This window comes from Variovorax sp. 05L425 (genome assembly GCF_056397705.1).
The window spans coordinates 65,632-83,033 of record NZ_JBFTNY010000019.1; the positions used below are offsets into that span (position 1 = coordinate 65,632).

Sequence of the window (17,402 nt, forward strand, 5' to 3'; positions counted from 1 at the left end):
TTCGCTTATTTCCTATTTCCCAGGCAGGCCGCAGGCCTGCAGCGACGACTTTTTCATCAGGTCGAGGTCGCGCCGCGACGCCGGCGGGGCGCCGCGGAACGCCGTCGAGAAACGATCGGCACCGCATTCGCAACGCTGAGTGCGATCGGCCTGATTTTGAAAGGACGAAACGCAGTCGCGCTTGAACCAGCCGAAGATGCTCTGCTTCGGCGCGGGGCACGACTCCAGCAGCTTCATATCGCGCACGATCGCCTTTCGCTGGTGCGTCGAATCGGCCGCCTGAACCCCTTTCCTGTAGCCCTCTGTCAGACACTTGCAATCGTAGAGATCGACGTAGAGCTCGTTCTTGGCGCACGCGACACTGAAGCGCTGGACCTCGCGCTCCAGGTCCGCCTTGGTCGCGGCGATGCCCGGGCCCGCGAACGCCGTCGCGAGCACAAGAACCACCATGGCGCACGCCATGCACGGGACCCGATCCATGCCTTCTCCTGTTGCGCCGGCACCCCGGCCGACAGGCGCGATATTGCCGACAGTCGGCGCGGATGTACATGGCCGGCGGCGCTTCGACCAGAAAGTTGAAACGTGCGAAGGTGGCCTGCCATCTAATGGGCGAAGGAAGCCATGCCCTCTACCGCCCCCACCCCCCAAACCCCGCCGCCGGAACAGGCGTCCGACCTCGAACTCGCGACGCGCGCCTCCCGGGGCGATGCCGCCGCGTTCGAATGCATCATGCGGCGCCACAACCAATTGCTGTTCCGCACGGCGCGCAGCATCCTCAAGAGCGACGACGAGACGGAAGACGCCTTGCAGGAGGCCTACCTTCGCGCCTGGCGCGCGATCGGGAGCTTCCGGGAAGACGCCCGGCTTTCGACCTGGCTCGCGCGCATCGTCATCAACGAGTCATTGGGTCGACTGCGCCGCCGAAGCGCACTGGTGATTCCCCTCGACCCCGCGGTGTCCGCCACGGGCGAGACCATGGAGTCACAGGTGCCCGGCGACCCGGACCACCAGCCGGAGCGCGTCGCCATGCGTGAGGAAATCCGTCAACTGATCGAACGCCGCATCGACCGGCTGCCCGACGCCTACCGCACAGTGTTCGTGCTGCGTGCGGTGGAAGAAATGAGCGTCGCGGACACGGCCGTGGTCCTCGACCTGACCGAGGCCACGGTGCGCACGCGTTTTCTCAGGGCACGCGGCATGTTGCGCGAATGCCTGTCGCGCGACATCGATCTGGCGGTCGACGACGCCTTCTCGTTCGACGGCGCGCGATGCGACCGCATCGTGGCCGGCGTCCTCGCCAGGCTCCCTCACGACTGAACCCACCCACGGAAGGAAACCCACCATGTCGTTCCTCTCATTCCTCCAGATGCCCACCCCCGTCGCGGCGCGACGCCTGTTCCTCGGCCAATCGGGGTTGCTGTTGTCGGGAACCGCCGTCGCGCTGCTGGCCGGCAACGACGCCCTGGCGGCCAAGTCGGGCGGTGCCGACAGCAGCGACGTCCAGATCCTCAACACCGCGCTGGGTGCAGAACTCGAAGCCATCGCCGCCTACCAGCTCGGCGCCGACAGCAAGCTGCTGGAGAAGCCCGTGCTCGACCTCGCCGTGACCTTCCAGGGCCATCACAGGGCACACGCCGCCTTGCTGGCCGGCACCGTCGCGAAACTGGGCGGCCAGCCGGTCGCGGCCAAGGCCAAGTACGACTTTCCGGTCGACCAACTGAAATCGCAGGCCGACGTGCTGAAGTTCGCGGCCAAGCTCGAGCAAGGGGCGGTCAGTGCCTACCTGGGCGCGGTGCCGCTCTTCAGCGAGCGCGATCTGGCGAAGGCGGCCGCCAGCATCCTCGGCGACGAGGCCATGCACTGGGCCGTGCTGCGCCAGGCCGTCGGCGAAGCGCCAGTGCCTGGGGCCTTCGTGTCCTGAAGCCCCGGAGGCGATCCATATATATCACGTTGTGATATAAATGCGGTTTTTTACGCCGCAACCGATGTCGCCTCCCCCACGTCCACTGATCAAGAAAGACTTCGAAGCTCTCTCCGAATTTCGCTACCAGATGCGCCGCTTCGAGCGCTTCTCCGAGCGCGCGGCACAGGCCGAAGGCATCACGCCGCAGCAGTACCTGATGCTGCTGCACATCAAGGGCTTCCCGGGCCGCGGATGGGCATCAGTGGGTGAACTCGCCGAGCGCCTCCAGTTGCAGCCGCACGGCGCGGTGGCGCTGGTCACGCGCTGCGAGGCGCTGAAACTGGTCGAGCGCCGGCCCAGCGAGACGGATCGCCGCCAGGTCGAGGTGCACCTGCTCGAACAAGGCGAGCAACTGCTCCAGCGGCTCGCCGCCGTGCACCGGGCGGAACTCAAGTCCCTGAAGGGCGTGTTCCAGGTTCCACAGATCGACCATCCGGGCGCACCATGAGCCATACCCACGGCGGCCATCGCGGCGATTTCGCGCTCAACACCCGGCTTTTCAGAATCACGGCCATGGCCGCGGTGATCGGCGCGCTCGGCACCGTCGCGGCGTTCGTGCTGCTCGACCTGATCCGCTTCTTCACCAACCTGTTCTTCTTCCAGACCTTTTCCATCGCCGACCGCTCGCCGGCCACGCACACGCTCGGCGCCTGGGTCATCGCGGTGCCGGTGATCGGCGGGCTGATCGTCGGCCTGATGGCGCGCTACGGCTCCGACAAGATCCGCGGCCACGGCATTCCCGAAGCCATCGAAGCCATTCTGTTCGGCAAGAGCAAGATGTCGGCGAAGGTCGCGCTGCTCAAGCCGATCTCGTCAGGCATCGTGATCGGCAGCGGCGGACCGTTCGGCGCCGAGGGGCCGATCATCATGACCGGCGGCGCCATCGGCTCGCTGATCGCGCAGTACTTCCACCTGACAGCAGGAGAGCGCAAGGCTTTGCTGGTGGCGGGCGCCACTGCCGGAATGACCGCCGTGTTCGGCACGCCGGTCGCGGCGGTGCTGCTCGCGGTCGAGTTGCTGCTGTTCGAACTGCGCCCACGCAGCTTGCTGCCCGTGGCAGTCGCCTGCGCGGTGGCGGGCTTTACGCGGCCGCTGCTGATGGATCCGGGCCCGCTCTTTCCGCTGCAGACTGCCGCGCCCGGTCCGCTGGCGATGATGTCCTGCGTCATCGCCGGACTGATGTGCGGCTTGCTGGCCATCGCCCTGTCGACCTCGCTCTACAAGGTCGAAGACCTCTTCGGCAAGCTGCCGGTCCACTGGATGTGGTGGCCGGCGATCGGTGGCGTGGCCGTGGGCATCGGCGGCTATCTGCAGCCGCGTGCGCTGGGCGTGGGCTACGACGTGATCGGCGATCTGCTGCACAACCACCTCGCCATCGGCGTCGTGCTGGCGCTGCTTGCAGTCAAGGCGGTGATCTGGGTGATCGCGCTCGGCTCCGGCACTTCGGGCGGCGTGCTGGCGCCGCTGCTCATGATGGGCGCAGGCCTGGGCGTCGGATTGGCCCAGGTGCTGCCCGGCAACGACCCGATGTTATGGCCCCTGGTGTGCATGGCCGCGACGCTTGGCGGCGTGATGCGCGCGCCGCTGACGGCGACGATCTTCGCCTTTGGCCTCACGCACGACAGCAATGCCCTGCTGCCGCTGCTCGCGACTTCGGCGGTAGCCTATGGATTCACGGTGCTGACGATGCCGCGTTCGATCCTCACCGAGAAGATCGCGCGGCGCGGCTACCACATCTACCGCGAATACGGCATCGATCCGCTGGAGCGTCATTTCGTGGAAGAAGTGATGACGCGCGACGTGGTGACGATCGATGCGGCATTGACGGTCGACCAGGCCATGGCGACGCATTTCGGCGCAGGGCAGGCACACCGGGCATTCCCGGTGCTTGACGGCGGCGCGCTGAAGGGCGTCGTCGATCGCGGCATGCTGGTGTCGCGCGGCCTGCACATGCCCATCGCCACGGTGGGCGGTGCGTGCGATGGGTCCACGCTGCACTTCGCGCTGCCCGGCGAGAACTGCCGCACGGTGGCCACGCGCATGGCCCGGCATCGGCTCGAACGGCTTCCGGTCGTGGCGGATACGGCCTCGATGACGCTCATCGGCATCGTGGCGCGCAGCGATCTGATCAAGCCTTCGATCGTGCATTTCGATGAAGAAGAAAAGCGCGAACGTCTGCGCAGCATGCCCTGGCGTTCTCAGCCGTAGTCGCGCTGGCGACCCGCCCGCCACTCGCTAAGATGCGGGTCTTCGCCATGACTACCTTTCGCGCGCGCACCCGTCCGCCTCGCCACCTCGCGTGGCTGATGTGGATCGCGCTGCTGCTTCCCATCGCGCAAGCGGCGGCGAATTGGCACACGGTGTCGCACACCGCGCAGGCGGTCGCCGAAAGCGGTGGCCTCCACGACAAGCAGGCGCCTGACGCCGCCCATTGCGACCTCTGTCTGACGGCAGCCGCCATCCACGGCGGCGCGCTGCCCAGCACACCGGTTCTCTTTGCTCAACCTTCCGCGCGGCACGAGGCTCCGGCCGTCGCCTTCGCGGGCGTGTGGCCGGGATCGCCCACGCGCATCTACCAGAGCCGCGCTCCGCCGACGCCTTCCATCGATCGTTGACCGTCGTGCCCGATCCGCTTCCCGAGCGGGCGGGCGCCTTCCAACGTCCTTGCGAGGAGCGTCTTTTTCATGCGAACCCTTTCCCGGATCAGCCTCGCGCTGGTCCTGGCCACGCCATTTGGCGCGATGGCCGACCCTTCATCCTCCGATGTCGACGCGCTTCGACAGGAGATCAAAGCCATGCGCGCGGACTATGAAACGCGCCTGCGGGCACTCGAACAACGCGTCAAGGCGGCCGAAGCGGCGGCGGCGAATGCGACCGCCGCCGCGGCGAGCGCACCCCCGGCGACAGCGAGCGCGGCGCCACCTGCCAGCGCACCGGCCGCACTGCCAGCACCGGCGGCACCCGCCGCGCCGGCTGTCGCCTCGTCGGGCGGCGGAGGCGCCAATGCGTTCAACCCCGCGATGTCGCTGATCCTCTCGGGCGGCTACGCCAACACGTCGCAAGACCCGGCGAAGTATTCGATCACCGGCTTCCCCCTGCCGCCGAATGCCGAGATCGGGCCGGGCACACGCGGCTTCAGCCTCTCGGAAACCGAACTTGGCTTCTCGGCCAGCATCGACCCCTGGCTGCGAGGCGCAGCCAACATCGCGGTGGAACCCGACAACTCGGTGTCGATCGAGGAAGCCTTCGTCCAGACGACTTCGCTCGACAACGGGTTGTCGCTCAAGGCGGGCCGCTTCTTCTCCAGCATCGGCTACCTCAATCCGCAGCATTCCCACACCTGGGACTTCGTCGACGCCCCGCTGGCCTACCAGGCCATGCTGGGCACCCAGTACGGCGACGACGGCATGCAACTGAGCTGGATCGCACCGATCGACCAGTACCTGGAGCTCAATGCCGAAATCGGCCGCGGTCTCACTTTCCCGGGCAGCGATTCGAGCATCAACGGCGCGGGAATGACCGCGTTGAGCCTGCACACGGGCGGCGACATCGGCGACAGCAGCAACTGGCGCGCCGGCGTCTCGGTGCTGAACGCCAAGGCCAGCAACCAGGCGCTCGTCGCAACGAACGCAGCCGGCGCATCGGTGAACGACATCTTCAACGGCGACACGCGCGTCTGGGTGCTCGACGGCGTCTGGAAGTGGGCGCCCAACGGAAACGCCACGCGAACCAACTTCAAGCTGCAGGGCGAATACCTGCACAGCACGCGCAACGGCAACCTGCTCTATGACGTGGGCAATCTCGACGCGTTCGGCAACTACCGAGCGGCGCAATCGGGCTGGTATGTGCAGGGGGTCTACCAGTTCATGCCGCGCTGGCGCATCGGCGTTCGCACGGAGCAGCTGGACCCCGGAACGCCGGACTTCGGGTTCGGGTCCGCCTTGCTCTTCACCGACTACCGGCCACGCAAGAACTCCGTGATGCTCGACTTCAACCCCAGCGAGTTCTCGCGCATCAGGCTGCAGTTCGCACAGGACCGCGCGACCCAGGGGCGCACCGACAACCAGATCTTCCTGCAATACCAGATGAGCCTCGGCGCCCATGGCGCGCATAGCTATTGATCACCCCCAGGCTTCGCGCACTTCGTGTCGCTTCGCCAACCCCCTCTCCGGGGGCAACCTTTCTTTCACAGGAGCTCATCATGAAAAAGCGCTCTTCACTCTCTCTTCTTGCATTGCTGGCTGCGCCGCTCATGCTGCTGGCCTCACCGTCCCACGCGGCGCTCCGCGTCTTTGCCTGCGAGCCCGAATGGGGCGCGCTGACACAGGAACTCGGCGGCAGCCTGGTCGATGTGTCGGTCGCCACCAATGCGCTTCAGGACCCGCACCAGATCCAGGCCAAGCCGAGCCTGATCTCTCGTGCGCGCAGCGCCGACCTCGTGGTCTGTACCGGCGCCGAACTGGAGATCGGCTGGCTGCCCGTGCTGCTGCAACAGTCGGGCAACGCGAAGGTCCAGCCCGGCCAGCCGGGCAACTTCGCGGCGGCGGATTTCGTGCGCAAGCTCGAAGTGCCGACGCAGGTCGACCGCTCGCAAGGCGACGTGCATGCGGCCGGCAATCCGCACATCCAGACAGATCCGCGCAACATCGCGCTCGTCGCCGCAGCGCTCGGCAAACGCCTGCAGGAAGTCGATCCGGCGAACGCAGCCGAATACGCCAAGCGGCAGGCCGACTTCACCCAGCGCTGGCAGCAGGCGATGACGCGCTGGTCCACACAGGCAGCACCGCTCAAGGGTGCGCCGGTGGTCTCGCAGCACAACGCCTTCGTCTATCTCTATGACTGGCTCGGGATGAAGGAGGTGGCCGTGCTCGAACCCAAGCCCGGCGTCGAGCCGACGGCATCGCACCTGCAGGAGGTGCAGGCCACGCTCAAGGGCGCGCCGGCGCGCATGGTGGTCTATGCCGCCTACCAGGACTCGCGACCTTCCGACTGGCTCAGCAAGAACGCCGGCATTCCGGCCGTCAAGCTCCCGTTCACAGTCGGTGGCACGGAAGGCGCGAAAGATCTCTTCGGGCTCTTCGACGACACGCTCGCGCGACTTCTCGGCGCCGGAGCCAAGTCGTGAACTGGAGCGCGCTTGACTGGGGCATCCTCGGGCCCGCCCTGATCGCGGGGCTGCTCGTGCTTGCGACGCACGTGCCGCTCGGCATGCAGGTGCTGGACCGCGGCATCGTCTTCATCGATCTCGCGATCGCGCAGATCGCAGGTCTTGGCGTGATCGCCGCCGATGCGCTCGGCATGTCCGAGGGCGGCGTGGCGGTGCAGTTCGCCGCCGTCTCCGCGGCACTGCTCGGTGCATGGCTGCTGACGTGGACTGAACGCCGCGCGCCGCAACAGCAAGAGGCGCTGATCGGCGTGATGTTCATCCTCGCGGCCTGCGCCGGCATCCTGCTGCTGTCGAGCAATCCGCACGGCGGCGAGCACCTCAAGGACCTGCTAGTCGGGCAGATCCTGTGGGTCAACACGACGCAGTTGCTGTGGCTGGGCGGAATCTCGGCCGCGCTGTTGCTCGCACTGTGGATGGGCTGGGTCGGGCGGCTCGGCCGGTTCGGCTTCTACGCTGCCTTCGCGCTCGCAGTGACGGCGTCGGTGCAACTCGTGGGCGTCTATCTCGTGTTTTCGAGCCTGATCATCCCGGCGCTGGGCACGCGCGGGCTGAGCGGCGCGCGGCGCTTCAAGGTCGCCTATGGCATGGGCGTGGCGGGCTATGCGCTCGGGCTCGCGCTGTCGGCCTTGTTCGACTTGCCTTCGGGCGCGGTGATCGTTTGGACGCTGGCGGCCTGCGCGCTGGCCGGCGCTTTGGCGGTGCGGCCCGACGCTGCGCGGCCACAGCCGGACTACAACTTGTAGGTCGACAGCAGGATGCTCGTCTCGCTACTCGAGATCCCCGGGATCGAACGGATGGCGGTGAGCACCCTGTCGAACGCCTCCAGCGTGTCGGCGCGCAGTTCGGCCAGGAGATCCCATCGCCCGTTGGTCGAATGCAGCGCCGTGACGTTGGGGTGACCCCGTAGCGCGCGGCGCACTGCCTCACCGTGCGCGCCGTCGACTTCGATGCTCATCAAAGCCCTGATGCGGTGGGGTTCCGCGTCGGGCCGTAGCCGCACGGTGTAGCCGACGATGGTGCCATCGCTTTCCAGCTTGCCGATCCGGTTCTGCACGGTGGCCCGTGCCACGCGGAGCTTTTGCGCGAGCGCCACCACGGACATGCGCGCGTTGTCCCGCAAAAGGCCAATGAGTTGGCGGTCGATGTCGTCCATGGATTTGACATTTTGCAATCTCCAGCGAGCGAAATGCAAGCATCCAAGCCGGAATTGACAGGTTGCGGGGTTCAATCTGGCACCCTTCGGAGGAACAATTGAACGCATAGAGAGATCGCTGCGGCCCCTCCGCAGAGGAGAAAACCATGACGCGCTTTATCGATGTCCCGACCATGTCCCGCCTCATCCAGGACGTCGGCGTGATTCCACTCATCGGCCAGTTGGCGGACTTCATCCAGCAGGACTTCGTGAGCTGGGCGGACTTCGAGAAGACGGCCCGCGTGGCGAGCCATTCCGAGATCGGCGTGATCGAGCTGATGCCGGTGTCCAGCGCCAAGACCTATGCCTTCAAGTACGTCAACGGCCATCCGAGCAACACAGCGAAGGGCCTCTACACCGTCATGGCGTTCGGCGTGCTGGCCGAGGTCGAGACCGGCTATCCGGTGCTGCTGTCGGAACTCACCGTTGCCACCGCGCTGCGCACCTGCGCGACATCGCTGATGGCGGCACGCGCGCTGGCGCGACCCAATGCGCGCCGCATGGCACTCATCGGCAACGGCGCGCAAAGCGAGTTCCAGGCTGTCGCGCTTCATGCGCACCTGGGCATCGACGAGATCGCCGTCTACGACGTCGATGCGCGCGCCACCGAGAAGCTGATTCGCAACCTCTCCGTCTTCCCTGCACTGAAGGTCATTCGGGCCGCTTCCACGGCCGAAGCCGTGCGCGGCGCCGACATCGTGACAACCGTCACCGCCGACAAGGCCTACGCCACCATCCTGACGCCGGACATGATCGAGCCGGGCATGCACATCAACGCCATCGGCGGCGATTGCCCCGGCAAGACCGAACTGCATGCCGACGTGCTGCGCGGCGCGCGCGTCTTCGTCGAGTACGAGCCGCAGACGCGCATCGAAGGCGACATCCAGCAGTTGCCGAAGGACTTTCCGGTGGTCGACCTGTGGCGCGTCCTGGCCGGCATCGAAACGGGACGTCAGAGTGACGCACAAGTCACGGTCTTCGATTCGGTCGGCTTCGCGCTCGAAGACTATTCAACGCTGCGCTATGTGCTCGAACAAGCGACCAAACGCAATCTCGGCACCGACGTCGAACTCGTGCCGTGGGCCGACGACCCGAAGGACCTGTTTCGCTACACCCGCACCGGGACCTCGCGCGCCGTGATGCGCCGGGTCGCCTGAAGTCGATCCAGAGGAACCGCATCGCATGTCCAAGCTCCGCTCCATCCAGGCTCCCTCCGCCATCGTCATGATCCGGCCGCACGGCTTCACGCCGAATCCGGAGACCGCCGCAGACAACACCTTCCAAAGCCTTGCCGAGAAGGAATCGGCACAGTCCGTCGCTCGCGCGGCCTACCGCGAAGTGACCGCTGCATCGGAACGCCTGGAGACCGAAGGGGTGCGCGTGCATCTGTTCGAAGACCGCGGCGAGCGCGATACGCCCGATTCGGTGTTCCCCAACAATTGGTTCTCCACGCACCCGGGCGGCCACGTCGCGCTCTATCCGATGTACTGCGAGAACCGCCGGCGCGAACGCCGTCCGGAAATCATCGAGATGCTCAAGGCCGAGTACCGCGTGCAGGAAGTGATCGACTATTCCGGGTTGGAACATGACGGCCTGTTCCTCGAAGGCACCGGCGCGATGGTGTTCGACCACATGGCGCGCGTGGCCTACGTCGCGCGTTCGAACCGTGCCGATCCCGTCGCGCTCGAACGCTTCAGCACGCACTTCAACTTCGAGCCGATGGTGTTCGACACGGCTGATCCAGCCGGCCGGCCGGTCTATCACACCAACGTGCTGATGTGCGTGGCAACCGAGTTTGCGATGGTCGGCTTCGACCCCATTCCTGACACGCGTCGCGCAAACCAGGTGCGCGAGCGGCTCGAAGAATCGGGACGCGAAGTTGTTGCGCTGAGCGCGGCGCAGATCGCCAACTTTGCCGGCAATGCGATCGAGTTATCGGGTTGCGATGGTCGAATCCTCGCGTTGTCGCAACGCGCTTGCGACGCCCTCACGGCGCAGCAGAAAGAAGTGATCGAACGCTCCGCGCGTCTCGTTCCCCTGTCGGTGCCGACGATCGAAATGGCTGGCGGTTCGGTGCGCTGCATGATCGCGGGCATTCACCTCGCGCCGAGGCAGCGATGAGACTGCTGCGCCGCAAGATGGTGGCGCGCAAGGGTCGATAGCGCATTCGGTCAAGACACCGGGGTCGCCTCCTACACCCCGGGATGCAGGCTTCTTCAGAATGATTTCACCAACCCAATGAAAGGTGGACATCATGAAGACGAGACTCTGGATCACCGCCGCGGCTGCTACTTCGATCATGGCACTGGCCGGATGTGCCGCCGGACCCAATGAACAGCTGGGGACGGCAGGTGGTGCGGTAGGGGGCGCACTGGTCGGCCAGGCGATCGGCCACAACACCGCGGCTACCGTCGGCGGCGCCGCGGTCGGCGGCTTGATTGGCAATCAGGTCGGACGCAGCGCCGACCAGCGCAACTACTACAACCAGCAACCCTACTACCCGAGCAACACCTACTACCCTAACAACGGGCCTCGCTACTGAGTAGGTACATGCGTTTGGAGGAGCGCGCCGCACAGGGCGCGCTTTTTTTTAGCGCGCCGTGGACGCGCCGCGCGCGCGCCACGCGCCGAAGATCGCGATCAGACCCGGGATGAGGATCAGGCCCCAGATGATTTTCTCGAGGTTGTCCTTCACCACCGGCAGGTTTCCGAAGAAGTAGCCGGCGGTGCAGATGCTCAACACCCAGAGGAATGCGCCGACGATGTTGTAGAGCGTGAACTTCCCGCGCGTCATGTCGGCAACCCCTGCCACGAAGGGCGCGAACGTGCGAATGAATGGCATGAAGCGCGCGAGGATGATGGTCACGCCGCCGTAGCGCTCGTAGAACGCATGCGCCTGATCAAAGGCCCTCTTGTTGAAGAAGCGCGAACTCTCCCACTTGAATACCTTGGGTCCGAAATAGCGTCCGATGCTGAAGTTGCACTGGTCACCCAGGATCGCCGCGGCCAGCAGGATCGGCACCGCCACGGCATAGCTCATGAGCCCCGCGCCCGCAAGCGCACCCACGATGAAGAGCAGCGAATCGCCCGGCAGGAAAGGCATCACGACCAACCCTGTCTCGACGAACACGATGAGGAACAACAGCCCGTAGACCCAATACCCGTAGGCGACGACGAAGTCCTGGAGGTGTTTGTCGATATGCAGGATGAAATCGACGATAAAGCTGATGAATTCCATGGAAGGATTGTCACTCACCCCCAGGCTTGTCCACTTCGTGCGGCGCGGGCAGCACTTGATCGCATGATGGAAAACTAGAATGTCCTCGTGAGCGCACTCCCATCTTCCACTGCCGCGCCTGCGCGTCGCCCGATCCGCGACCTGCCCGACGAACTCATCAGCCAGATCGCGGCTGGCGAAGTGGTCGAACGGCCCGCCTCGGTGGTGCGCGAACTGCTCGACAACGCGCTCGATGCGGGCGCACGCCAGATCACCGTGCGACTCTCGGCCGGCGGCGTGCGGCTGATCTCGGTCGAGGATGACGGACTGGGTCTGCCGCGCGACGAATTGCCGCTGGCCTTGCGCCGCCACGCCACCAGCAAGATCTCCAGCCTCAATGACCTTGAAACCGTGGGCACCATGGGTTTTCGTGGAGAAGCGCTCGCGGCCATCAACGCCATCGCGGAGCTCAGCATCCTCTCTCGCTTTGCCGGTGAGGACAGTGCTTTCGCCCTGGATGGACGCACCGGCGAGCTGCGGCCCGTGGCGCGCGCAGCCGGCACCACGGTCGAAGTCCGCGAGTTGTTCTTCGCAACGCCGGCGCGTCGCAAGTTCCTGAAGACCGACGCGACCGAATTGGCACACTGCATCGAAGCGGTTCGGCGCCATGCGCTTGCGCGGCCGGAGGTCGGCTTCTCGATCTGGCATGAAGGTCGGCTGGTCGAGCAATGGCGCGCAGCCGCCTCGCGCGATCAGCGACTGGCCGATACGTTGAGCGACGAATTCGTGGCGCAGAGCGTTGCAGTCGACCACGTCGCGGGCGCTGTGCGCGTCACCGGCCGCGCGGGCATTCCCGATGCGGCGCGCTCGCGGGCGGACCAGCAGTTCTTCTATGTCAACGGGCGCTTCGTGCGCGACAAGGTGCTCGCGCACGCGGTGCGCAGCGCGTATGAAGACGTCCTGCACGGCCAGCGCCAGCCGGTCTATGCGCTGTATCTCGAGATCGATCCGGCGCGCGTCGATGTCAACGTGCACCCGACCAAGATCGAAGTGCGCTTCCGCGATGGGCGCGAGGTGCACCAGGCGGTGCGCCATGCGATCGAAGATGCACTCGCCGCACCGCGAGCGGGGGAGGCCACTGCCGCGCCCGCAGAGCCTTTCTTCAAGCCGCGCGCGTTGCCGGCCTCCGCGTCGTGGGCCCAACCTGGAATCCCGTTCGCATCGGAACGCGGCCTCGGCGACGCCGCCGCGATGTGGCCCACCCAACGACAGCAGCCGCTGACGGACGTGGCGGCTCCAATCTTGCGCGACACGGGGGCGACGCCCTCGGCGCTCGCGACCGCGGCAACCACGCCATCGAACAGCCCCGCCACACCGACCGATGCAGAAGCCTGGCCGCTCGGCCGCGCGCTGGCCCAGCTGCAGGGCATCTACATCCTGGCCGAAAACAGCCAGGGCCTCGTGATCGTGGACATGCATGCTGCCCACGAACGCATTGTTTACGAGCGCCTCAAGACGCAGCTCGATGGCGCCGCCATTGCAAGCCAGCCGTTGCTGATCCCGGCCAGCTTCGCCGCTACGCCTCAGGAAGTGGCGACCGCCGAGGCCTGCGCCGAAGTGCTTCCCTCGCTCGGGCTGGAAATCACGCCCTTTTCGCCGCGCACGCTGGCCGTGCGTGCCGTGCCGAGCACGCTGGCCGACGGCGACCCGGTCGAACTGGCGCGCAGCGTGCTGGCCGAACTCTCCAATCACGACGCCAGCACCGTCGTGCAGCGCGCCCAGAACGAATTGCTGTCGACCATGGCTTGTCACGGCGCGGTGCGCGCCAACCGCAAGCTCACGATCGATGAAATGAACGCGCTGCTGCGCCAAATGGAAGCCACCGAGCGCTCGGACCAGTGCAATCATGGCCGGCCGACGTGGCGCCAGTTGTCCGTCCGCGAGCTTGACGCGCTGTTCATGCGCGGCAGGTGAAGCTCGCCCGGGGGCAATACCAGCGGCCCGGCAAAGCCGGTTCCGCGGTATTCCTGGCCTTGGCGGCGCCGGATTTAAGGGTTTACCAAGGTCATCGGCAGGCCGGGCACGCGCGTTGCATGGGGTCTTTCGTTGAACTTTCCGGCTAATCGCCTGTCCCTCAGCCTTCATGAAATCCTGGTCCCTGTTCGCATCCGCCACCGCACTGGTCGCCCTGATGGCAGCGGGCTGCTCGACGCTCGACGAGCGTCAGCGCGAATGGATTTTCCAGCCCAGCGACCGCAGTTGGGGTAATTCGGAAGCCATGAGCCAAGGCATGGACGATGTCTGGATCGACTTCAAGTCCACACTCACCGGTGAACCCGTGCGCGTTCATGGCCTGTGGCTCGGCAATCCACCTGAATCACCCGACAAGCCGGTGATGCTTTACCTTCATGGCGCCCGCTACAACGTGGCCGGCTCCGCACCGCGCATGCGCCGCATGCACGATCTGGGCTTCTCGGTGCTCGCCATCGATTACCGTGGCTTCGGCAAGAGTTCCAAGGCCCTGCCGTCCGAAGATTCGGCCCGCGAAGATGCGCTCGAAGCGTGGCAATGGCTCGCGGCCCATCATCCCAAGCAGCCGCGCTACATCTTCGGCCACTCCCTCGGCGGCGCGATCGGCATCGACCTGGCTTCCCGTGTCACCGACGAAAACGGCGTGATCGTCGAGAGCACCTTTACCTCGATCGCCGACGTCGTCAGCAGCTTCAAGTGGGGATGGTTGCCCTTCGGCCCCTTCATCACGCAGCGCTTCGAGGCCATCAGCAAGGTGAAGAACATCGGCTCGCCGTTGCTGGTGGTGCACGGCACGGCTGACAGCCTGATCAACCCGACACTGGGCCGCAAGCTCTATGACGCAGCGCCCGGGCCCAAGATGTTCGTCCTGGTCGAAGGCGGGTCGCATCACAACTTGAATTCGATCGGACAGGCGCAGTACCGCTCGGCCCTCTCGCAACTGTTCCGCATGAAGGAGCCGCCGACCGACATGGCTTCCGACGAAAACACCACGCCGGCGGTTCCGGCACCCGCGCCGGCGCCTGCGCTGCCCTCGGTGGTTCATCACCGCAACCTGGCGACTGCGCCGTCGATCTGACGCGGGCTTTGTTACCCTTGGGCGCATGCCGCCCCCTGCCACTCCGGCCCGCTCCGCTTCCTCTCCGAATTCCCCGCCTGCGGCGCCACGCTACGTGGCCCTGGCCGGCCCCACCGCATCGGGCAAGACTGCGGCGGCGCTGGCGATCGCGCGCGTGCGGCCGCTCGAGATCGTCAGCGTCGATTCGGCGCTGGTCTACCGTGGCATGGACATCGGCACCGCCAAGCCCACGCTCGCCGAGCGTGCCGAAGTGCCGCACCACTTGATCGACATCCGCGACCCGAGGGAGAGCTACAGTGCAGCTGCATTCGTGCAGGACGCGCGGCAGCTCATCGCGGAGATTTCAGCGCGCGGCAGGCTGCCGCTGCTGGTCGGCGGCACGATGCTCTACTTCAAGGCGCTCGCCGACGGCATTGACGCGATGCCCCCGGCCGACCCCGAGGTTCGCAAGCGGCTCGAAGTCGATGCCGCTGCGCTGGGCTGGCCCGCGATGCATGCCCGGCTTGCGGAAGTCGACGCCGTCACTGCCGGGCGGCTGGCGCCCAATGACAGCCAGCGCATCCAGCGCGCGCTGGAGGTCTGGCACACCAGCGGGCAGCCCCTGTCGCGTTTCCACGGCGCCGGAAATGCGGGCGCAGTCAGTGGCGGATGGCCGGCCGCCGCGTTGCTCTCCCTGGAACCCACGGACCGCGCATGGCTGCACGAGCGCATCGCGGCGCGCTTCGATGCGATGCTGGCGGCGGGATTCATCGCAGAAGTCCAAGCCCTGCGCGCACGTGGCGATCTGGTGGCAGATCTGCCCTCGATGCGCTGCGTCGGCTACCGCCAGGCCTGGGAGGCGCTCGACGGCGCCCGGCCGATCGTCGAATTGCGCGAGCGCGGCATCGCAGCCACGCGGCAACTCGCCAAGCGGCAAATTACGTGGCTGCGCAGCATGCCGCAACGCCGCGTGATCGCCGCCGAGGCGCCTGACGCCATCGATCAGGTGCTCCGGCAGGTCACGGACATCGCATGACGCTGCGCATCACGGATCTGGGCAAGCACTACGGCGAGGTGCCGGTGTTCGAACACGTGTCGCTCGACATCGCGGCCGGCGAGTTCGTGGCGATCGTGGGCGAATCGGGTGTCGGCAAATCGACGCTGCTCAATTGCATGGCCGGACTCGACACCTGGGATGCCGGCACCGTCATGCACGACGGCATCGACATCGGCGCGCTGGACGCCGAGGCGCGCGCGCTCTGGCGACGCAGGCACGTGGGCTTCGTGTTCCAAGCCTTCCACGTGTTGCCGCATCTGGACGTCGCGCAAAACGTCGCGCTGCCGCTGATGCTCCTCGGGCAGCGCGGTGCGGCAGCGGATGAGCGTGTGTCGAAGATGCTTGAAGCGGTAGGCCTGGCCGGACTTGGAGAACGCCTTCCGCAGCAACTCAGCGGCGGCCAGTTGCAGCGTGTCGCCATCGCACGTGCTTTGGTGCATCGGCCTGCGCTTTTGCTGGCGGACGAACCGACCGGCAATCTCGATCCGAGCACCGCCACTCGCGTGATGGACGTTCTGCTGGCGCAGACGCGCGAACATGGCGCGGCGCTGGTACTGGTCACCCATTCGGAAGCGGCGGCGGCGCGCGCGGATCGCGTGCTGCACCTGAGCGCGACGGGATTCGGCTAGCGAGCCGCGCGCTAGCTTTCGCCCGTCAGGAGCGCGGCGAATCGGCCGAGGTCGACATTGCCGCCGCTGATGACGACGCCGACGCGCGCGCCGCGGATCGCATCGCCCGCCGCGCATGCACCCGCAAATGCGAGACATCCGGTCGGCTCGACCACCATCTTCATGCGCTCGGCGAAGAAACGCATGCCTTCGACCAACTGCGCATCGCTCACGGTCACGATGTCGTTCACGTCGCGGCGGATGATGCCGAAGGTGTACTCGCCCAGGTGCTGCGTCTGCGCGCCGTCGGCGATGGTCTTCGGCGTTTCGATGTGGACGACGCGTCCCGCGCGCAGAGATTGCTGTCCGTCGTTGCCTGCTTCGGGCTCCACGCCGTAGATCTTGCAGGCCGGCGCAAGGGCGCGTGCGGACAGCGCCGATCCGCTGGTCAATCCGCCACCGCCGAGGCACACGTAGAGCACGTCGAGCGGCCCAGCGTCCTCGATCAGTTCCTTCACTGCCGTGCCCTGCCCCGCGATCACATCGGGATGATCATAGGGCGGGATCAACGTCATGCCGCGCTGCTCGGCAAGCCTGCGCGTGAGCGCCTCGCGGTCTTCGGCGAAGCGGTCATAGAGCACCACCTCCGCGCCGTAACCGCGTGTGGCGGCCAGTTTGGCGGCGGGCGCGTCGTTCGGCATCACGATCACCGCGGGCATGCCGAGAATCCCGGCCGCGAGTGCGATGGCCTGCGCATGGTTACCGGACGAAAAGGCGATCACGCCGGCCTTGCGCTGCGCCGCATCGAACTTCGACAACGCGTTGAACGCGCCGCGAAACTTGAAGGCCCCCATGCGCTGGAAGTTCTCGCATTTGAAGAAGAACTGCGCGCCCCAGCGCACATCCGCGGTGCGCGAGCGCATCACCGGCGTGCGGTGCGCATGGCCTTCGAGTCGCGCCGCGGCGGCGATCACATCGTCATAAGTGGGAAGTGTGTGCATACCCGGAGCTTAATCTCGCTCCGGACGATGGAACACTCCGTCGCTTTTGGAACGCCAGTGACACCGCTGTCGGAAATTGCTGACAGACAGCCTCTCGCACGCGTGCAAA

The 17,402-nt window shown here is 66.3% G+C and carries 19 protein-coding genes; 15 read left to right on the top strand and 4 right to left on the bottom strand.

The window, feature by feature from the left end; translation table 11 throughout:
* Positions 1 to 12 precede the first annotated feature (12 nt).
* A complete protein-coding gene (locus AC1DN9_RS21145; RefSeq protein ID WP_478103470.1) occupies positions 13 to 438 on the bottom strand; it encodes a hypothetical protein in 426 nt (141 codons plus the stop codon).
* Positions 439 to 621: 183 nt separating this feature from the next.
* Here AC1DN9_RS21145 and AC1DN9_RS21150 point away from each other — a divergent pair, with 183 nt between their 5' ends.
* The 8 genes from AC1DN9_RS21150 (at position 622) to AC1DN9_RS21185 (ending at position 7,873) form a co-directional block, all read left to right on the top strand.
* Positions 622 to 1,317, top strand: coding sequence for an RNA polymerase sigma factor (locus AC1DN9_RS21150; protein WP_478103471.1), 696 nt, complete (start codon positions 622 to 624; stop codon positions 1,315 to 1,317).
* Positions 1,318 to 1,342: 25 nt separating this feature from the next.
* Positions 1,343 to 1,921, top strand: a complete 579-nt coding sequence (locus AC1DN9_RS21155; protein WP_478103472.1) for a ferritin-like domain-containing protein — start codon at positions 1,343 to 1,345, stop codon at positions 1,919 to 1,921.
* Between the two features lie 64 nt (positions 1,922 to 1,985).
* Complete coding sequence (locus AC1DN9_RS21160) at positions 1,986 to 2,411, top strand: MarR family winged helix-turn-helix transcriptional regulator (RefSeq protein ID WP_478103474.1); 426 nt, start codon at positions 1,986 to 1,988, stop codon at positions 2,409 to 2,411.
* A complete protein-coding gene (locus tag AC1DN9_RS21165) occupies positions 2,408 to 4,171 on the top strand; it encodes a chloride channel protein (RefSeq protein ID WP_478103475.1) in 1,764 nt (587 codons plus the stop codon). Before AC1DN9_RS21160 ends, AC1DN9_RS21165 begins: the two co-directional genes overlap by 4 nt.
* A 47-nt stretch (positions 4,172 to 4,218) precedes the next feature.
* Complete coding sequence (locus AC1DN9_RS21170) at positions 4,219 to 4,578, top strand: DUF2946 family protein (protein WP_478103476.1); 360 nt, start codon at positions 4,219 to 4,221, stop codon at positions 4,576 to 4,578.
* Between the two features lie 69 nt (positions 4,579 to 4,647).
* Positions 4,648 to 6,084, top strand: a complete 1,437-nt coding sequence (locus AC1DN9_RS21175) for a hypothetical protein (protein WP_478103478.1) — start codon at positions 4,648 to 4,650, stop codon at positions 6,082 to 6,084.
* 80 nt (positions 6,085 to 6,164) lie between these two features.
* Complete coding sequence (locus AC1DN9_RS21180) at positions 6,165 to 7,088, top strand: metal ABC transporter substrate-binding protein (RefSeq protein ID WP_478103479.1); 924 nt, start codon at positions 6,165 to 6,167, stop codon at positions 7,086 to 7,088.
* Entirely contained in the window at positions 7,085 to 7,873 is a 789-nt protein-coding gene (locus tag AC1DN9_RS21185; protein WP_478103480.1) for a metal ABC transporter permease, read from the top strand. Before AC1DN9_RS21180 ends, AC1DN9_RS21185 begins: the two co-directional genes overlap by 4 nt.
* On the opposite strand, the gene AC1DN9_RS21190 is transcribed toward AC1DN9_RS21185, so the two are convergent.
* Positions 7,861 to 8,283: an Lrp/AsnC family transcriptional regulator gene (locus AC1DN9_RS21190; RefSeq protein ID WP_478103482.1), complete on the bottom strand. Its 423-nt coding sequence runs from the start codon at positions 8,281 to 8,283 to the stop codon at positions 7,861 to 7,863. The two genes, AC1DN9_RS21185 and AC1DN9_RS21190, sit on opposite strands and share 13 nt — an antisense overlap.
* A gap of 146 nt (positions 8,284 to 8,429) precedes the next feature.
* On the opposite strand from AC1DN9_RS21190, the gene AC1DN9_RS21195 reads away from it, so the two are divergent.
* The 3 genes from AC1DN9_RS21195 to AC1DN9_RS21205 all read left to right on the top strand — a co-directional run bounded on the left by AC1DN9_RS21195 (position 8,430) and on the right by AC1DN9_RS21205 (position 10,864).
* Positions 8,430 to 9,479: an ornithine cyclodeaminase gene (locus tag AC1DN9_RS21195; protein ID WP_478103483.1), complete on the top strand. Its 1,050-nt coding sequence runs from the start codon at positions 8,430 to 8,432 to the stop codon at positions 9,477 to 9,479.
* Between the two features lie 25 nt (positions 9,480 to 9,504).
* Positions 9,505 to 10,443: a citrulline utilization hydrolase CtlX gene (ctlX, locus tag AC1DN9_RS21200; protein WP_478103484.1), complete on the top strand. Its 939-nt coding sequence runs from the start codon at positions 9,505 to 9,507 to the stop codon at positions 10,441 to 10,443.
* A 133-nt stretch (positions 10,444 to 10,576) separates the two neighbouring features.
* Positions 10,577 to 10,864 carry a glycine zipper domain-containing protein gene (locus AC1DN9_RS21205; protein WP_478103485.1) on the top strand — a complete coding sequence of 96 codons (288 nt, stop codon included), beginning with the start codon at positions 10,577 to 10,579 and terminating at the stop codon, positions 10,862 to 10,864.
* Positions 10,865 to 10,912: 48 nt separating this feature from the next.
* Here AC1DN9_RS21205 and AC1DN9_RS21210 read toward each other — a convergent pair whose 3' ends face one another.
* On the bottom strand, positions 10,913 to 11,560 hold the full coding sequence (locus tag AC1DN9_RS21210) for a DedA family protein (protein WP_478103487.1): 648 nt from the start codon (positions 11,558 to 11,560) through the stop codon (positions 10,913 to 10,915).
* Between the two features lie 87 nt (positions 11,561 to 11,647).
* On the opposite strand from AC1DN9_RS21210, the gene mutL reads away from it, so the two are divergent.
* From mutL to AC1DN9_RS21230, 4 genes are all read left to right on the top strand, one after another.
* Entirely contained in the window at positions 11,648 to 13,513 is a 1,866-nt protein-coding gene (gene mutL / locus AC1DN9_RS21215) for a DNA mismatch repair endonuclease MutL (RefSeq protein ID WP_478103488.1), read from the top strand.
* A gap of 169 nt (positions 13,514 to 13,682) precedes the next feature.
* A complete protein-coding gene (locus tag AC1DN9_RS21220; RefSeq protein ID WP_478103489.1) occupies positions 13,683 to 14,648 on the top strand; it encodes an alpha/beta hydrolase in 966 nt (321 codons plus the stop codon).
* 25 nt (positions 14,649 to 14,673) lie between these two features.
* The gene (gene miaA / locus AC1DN9_RS21225; protein WP_478103491.1) at positions 14,674 to 15,663 is read left to right on the top strand and encodes a tRNA (adenosine(37)-N6)-dimethylallyltransferase MiaA; all 990 of its coding nucleotides are present in this window, start codon (positions 14,674 to 14,676) and stop codon (positions 15,661 to 15,663) included.
* Positions 15,660 to 16,313, top strand: a complete 654-nt coding sequence (locus AC1DN9_RS21230; RefSeq protein ID WP_478103492.1) for an ABC transporter ATP-binding protein — start codon at positions 15,660 to 15,662, stop codon at positions 16,311 to 16,313. The genes miaA and AC1DN9_RS21230 overlap by 4 nt, the downstream gene beginning before the upstream one ends.
* Positions 16,314 to 16,324: 11 nt before the next feature.
* Here the strand turns inward: AC1DN9_RS21230 and AC1DN9_RS21235 are convergent, their stop codons facing one another.
* The gene (locus AC1DN9_RS21235; RefSeq protein ID WP_478103494.1) at positions 16,325 to 17,293 is read right to left on the bottom strand and encodes a threo-3-hydroxy-L-aspartate ammonia-lyase; all 969 of its coding nucleotides are present in this window, start codon (positions 17,291 to 17,293) and stop codon (positions 16,325 to 16,327) included.
* Positions 17,294 to 17,402 lie beyond the last annotated feature (109 nt).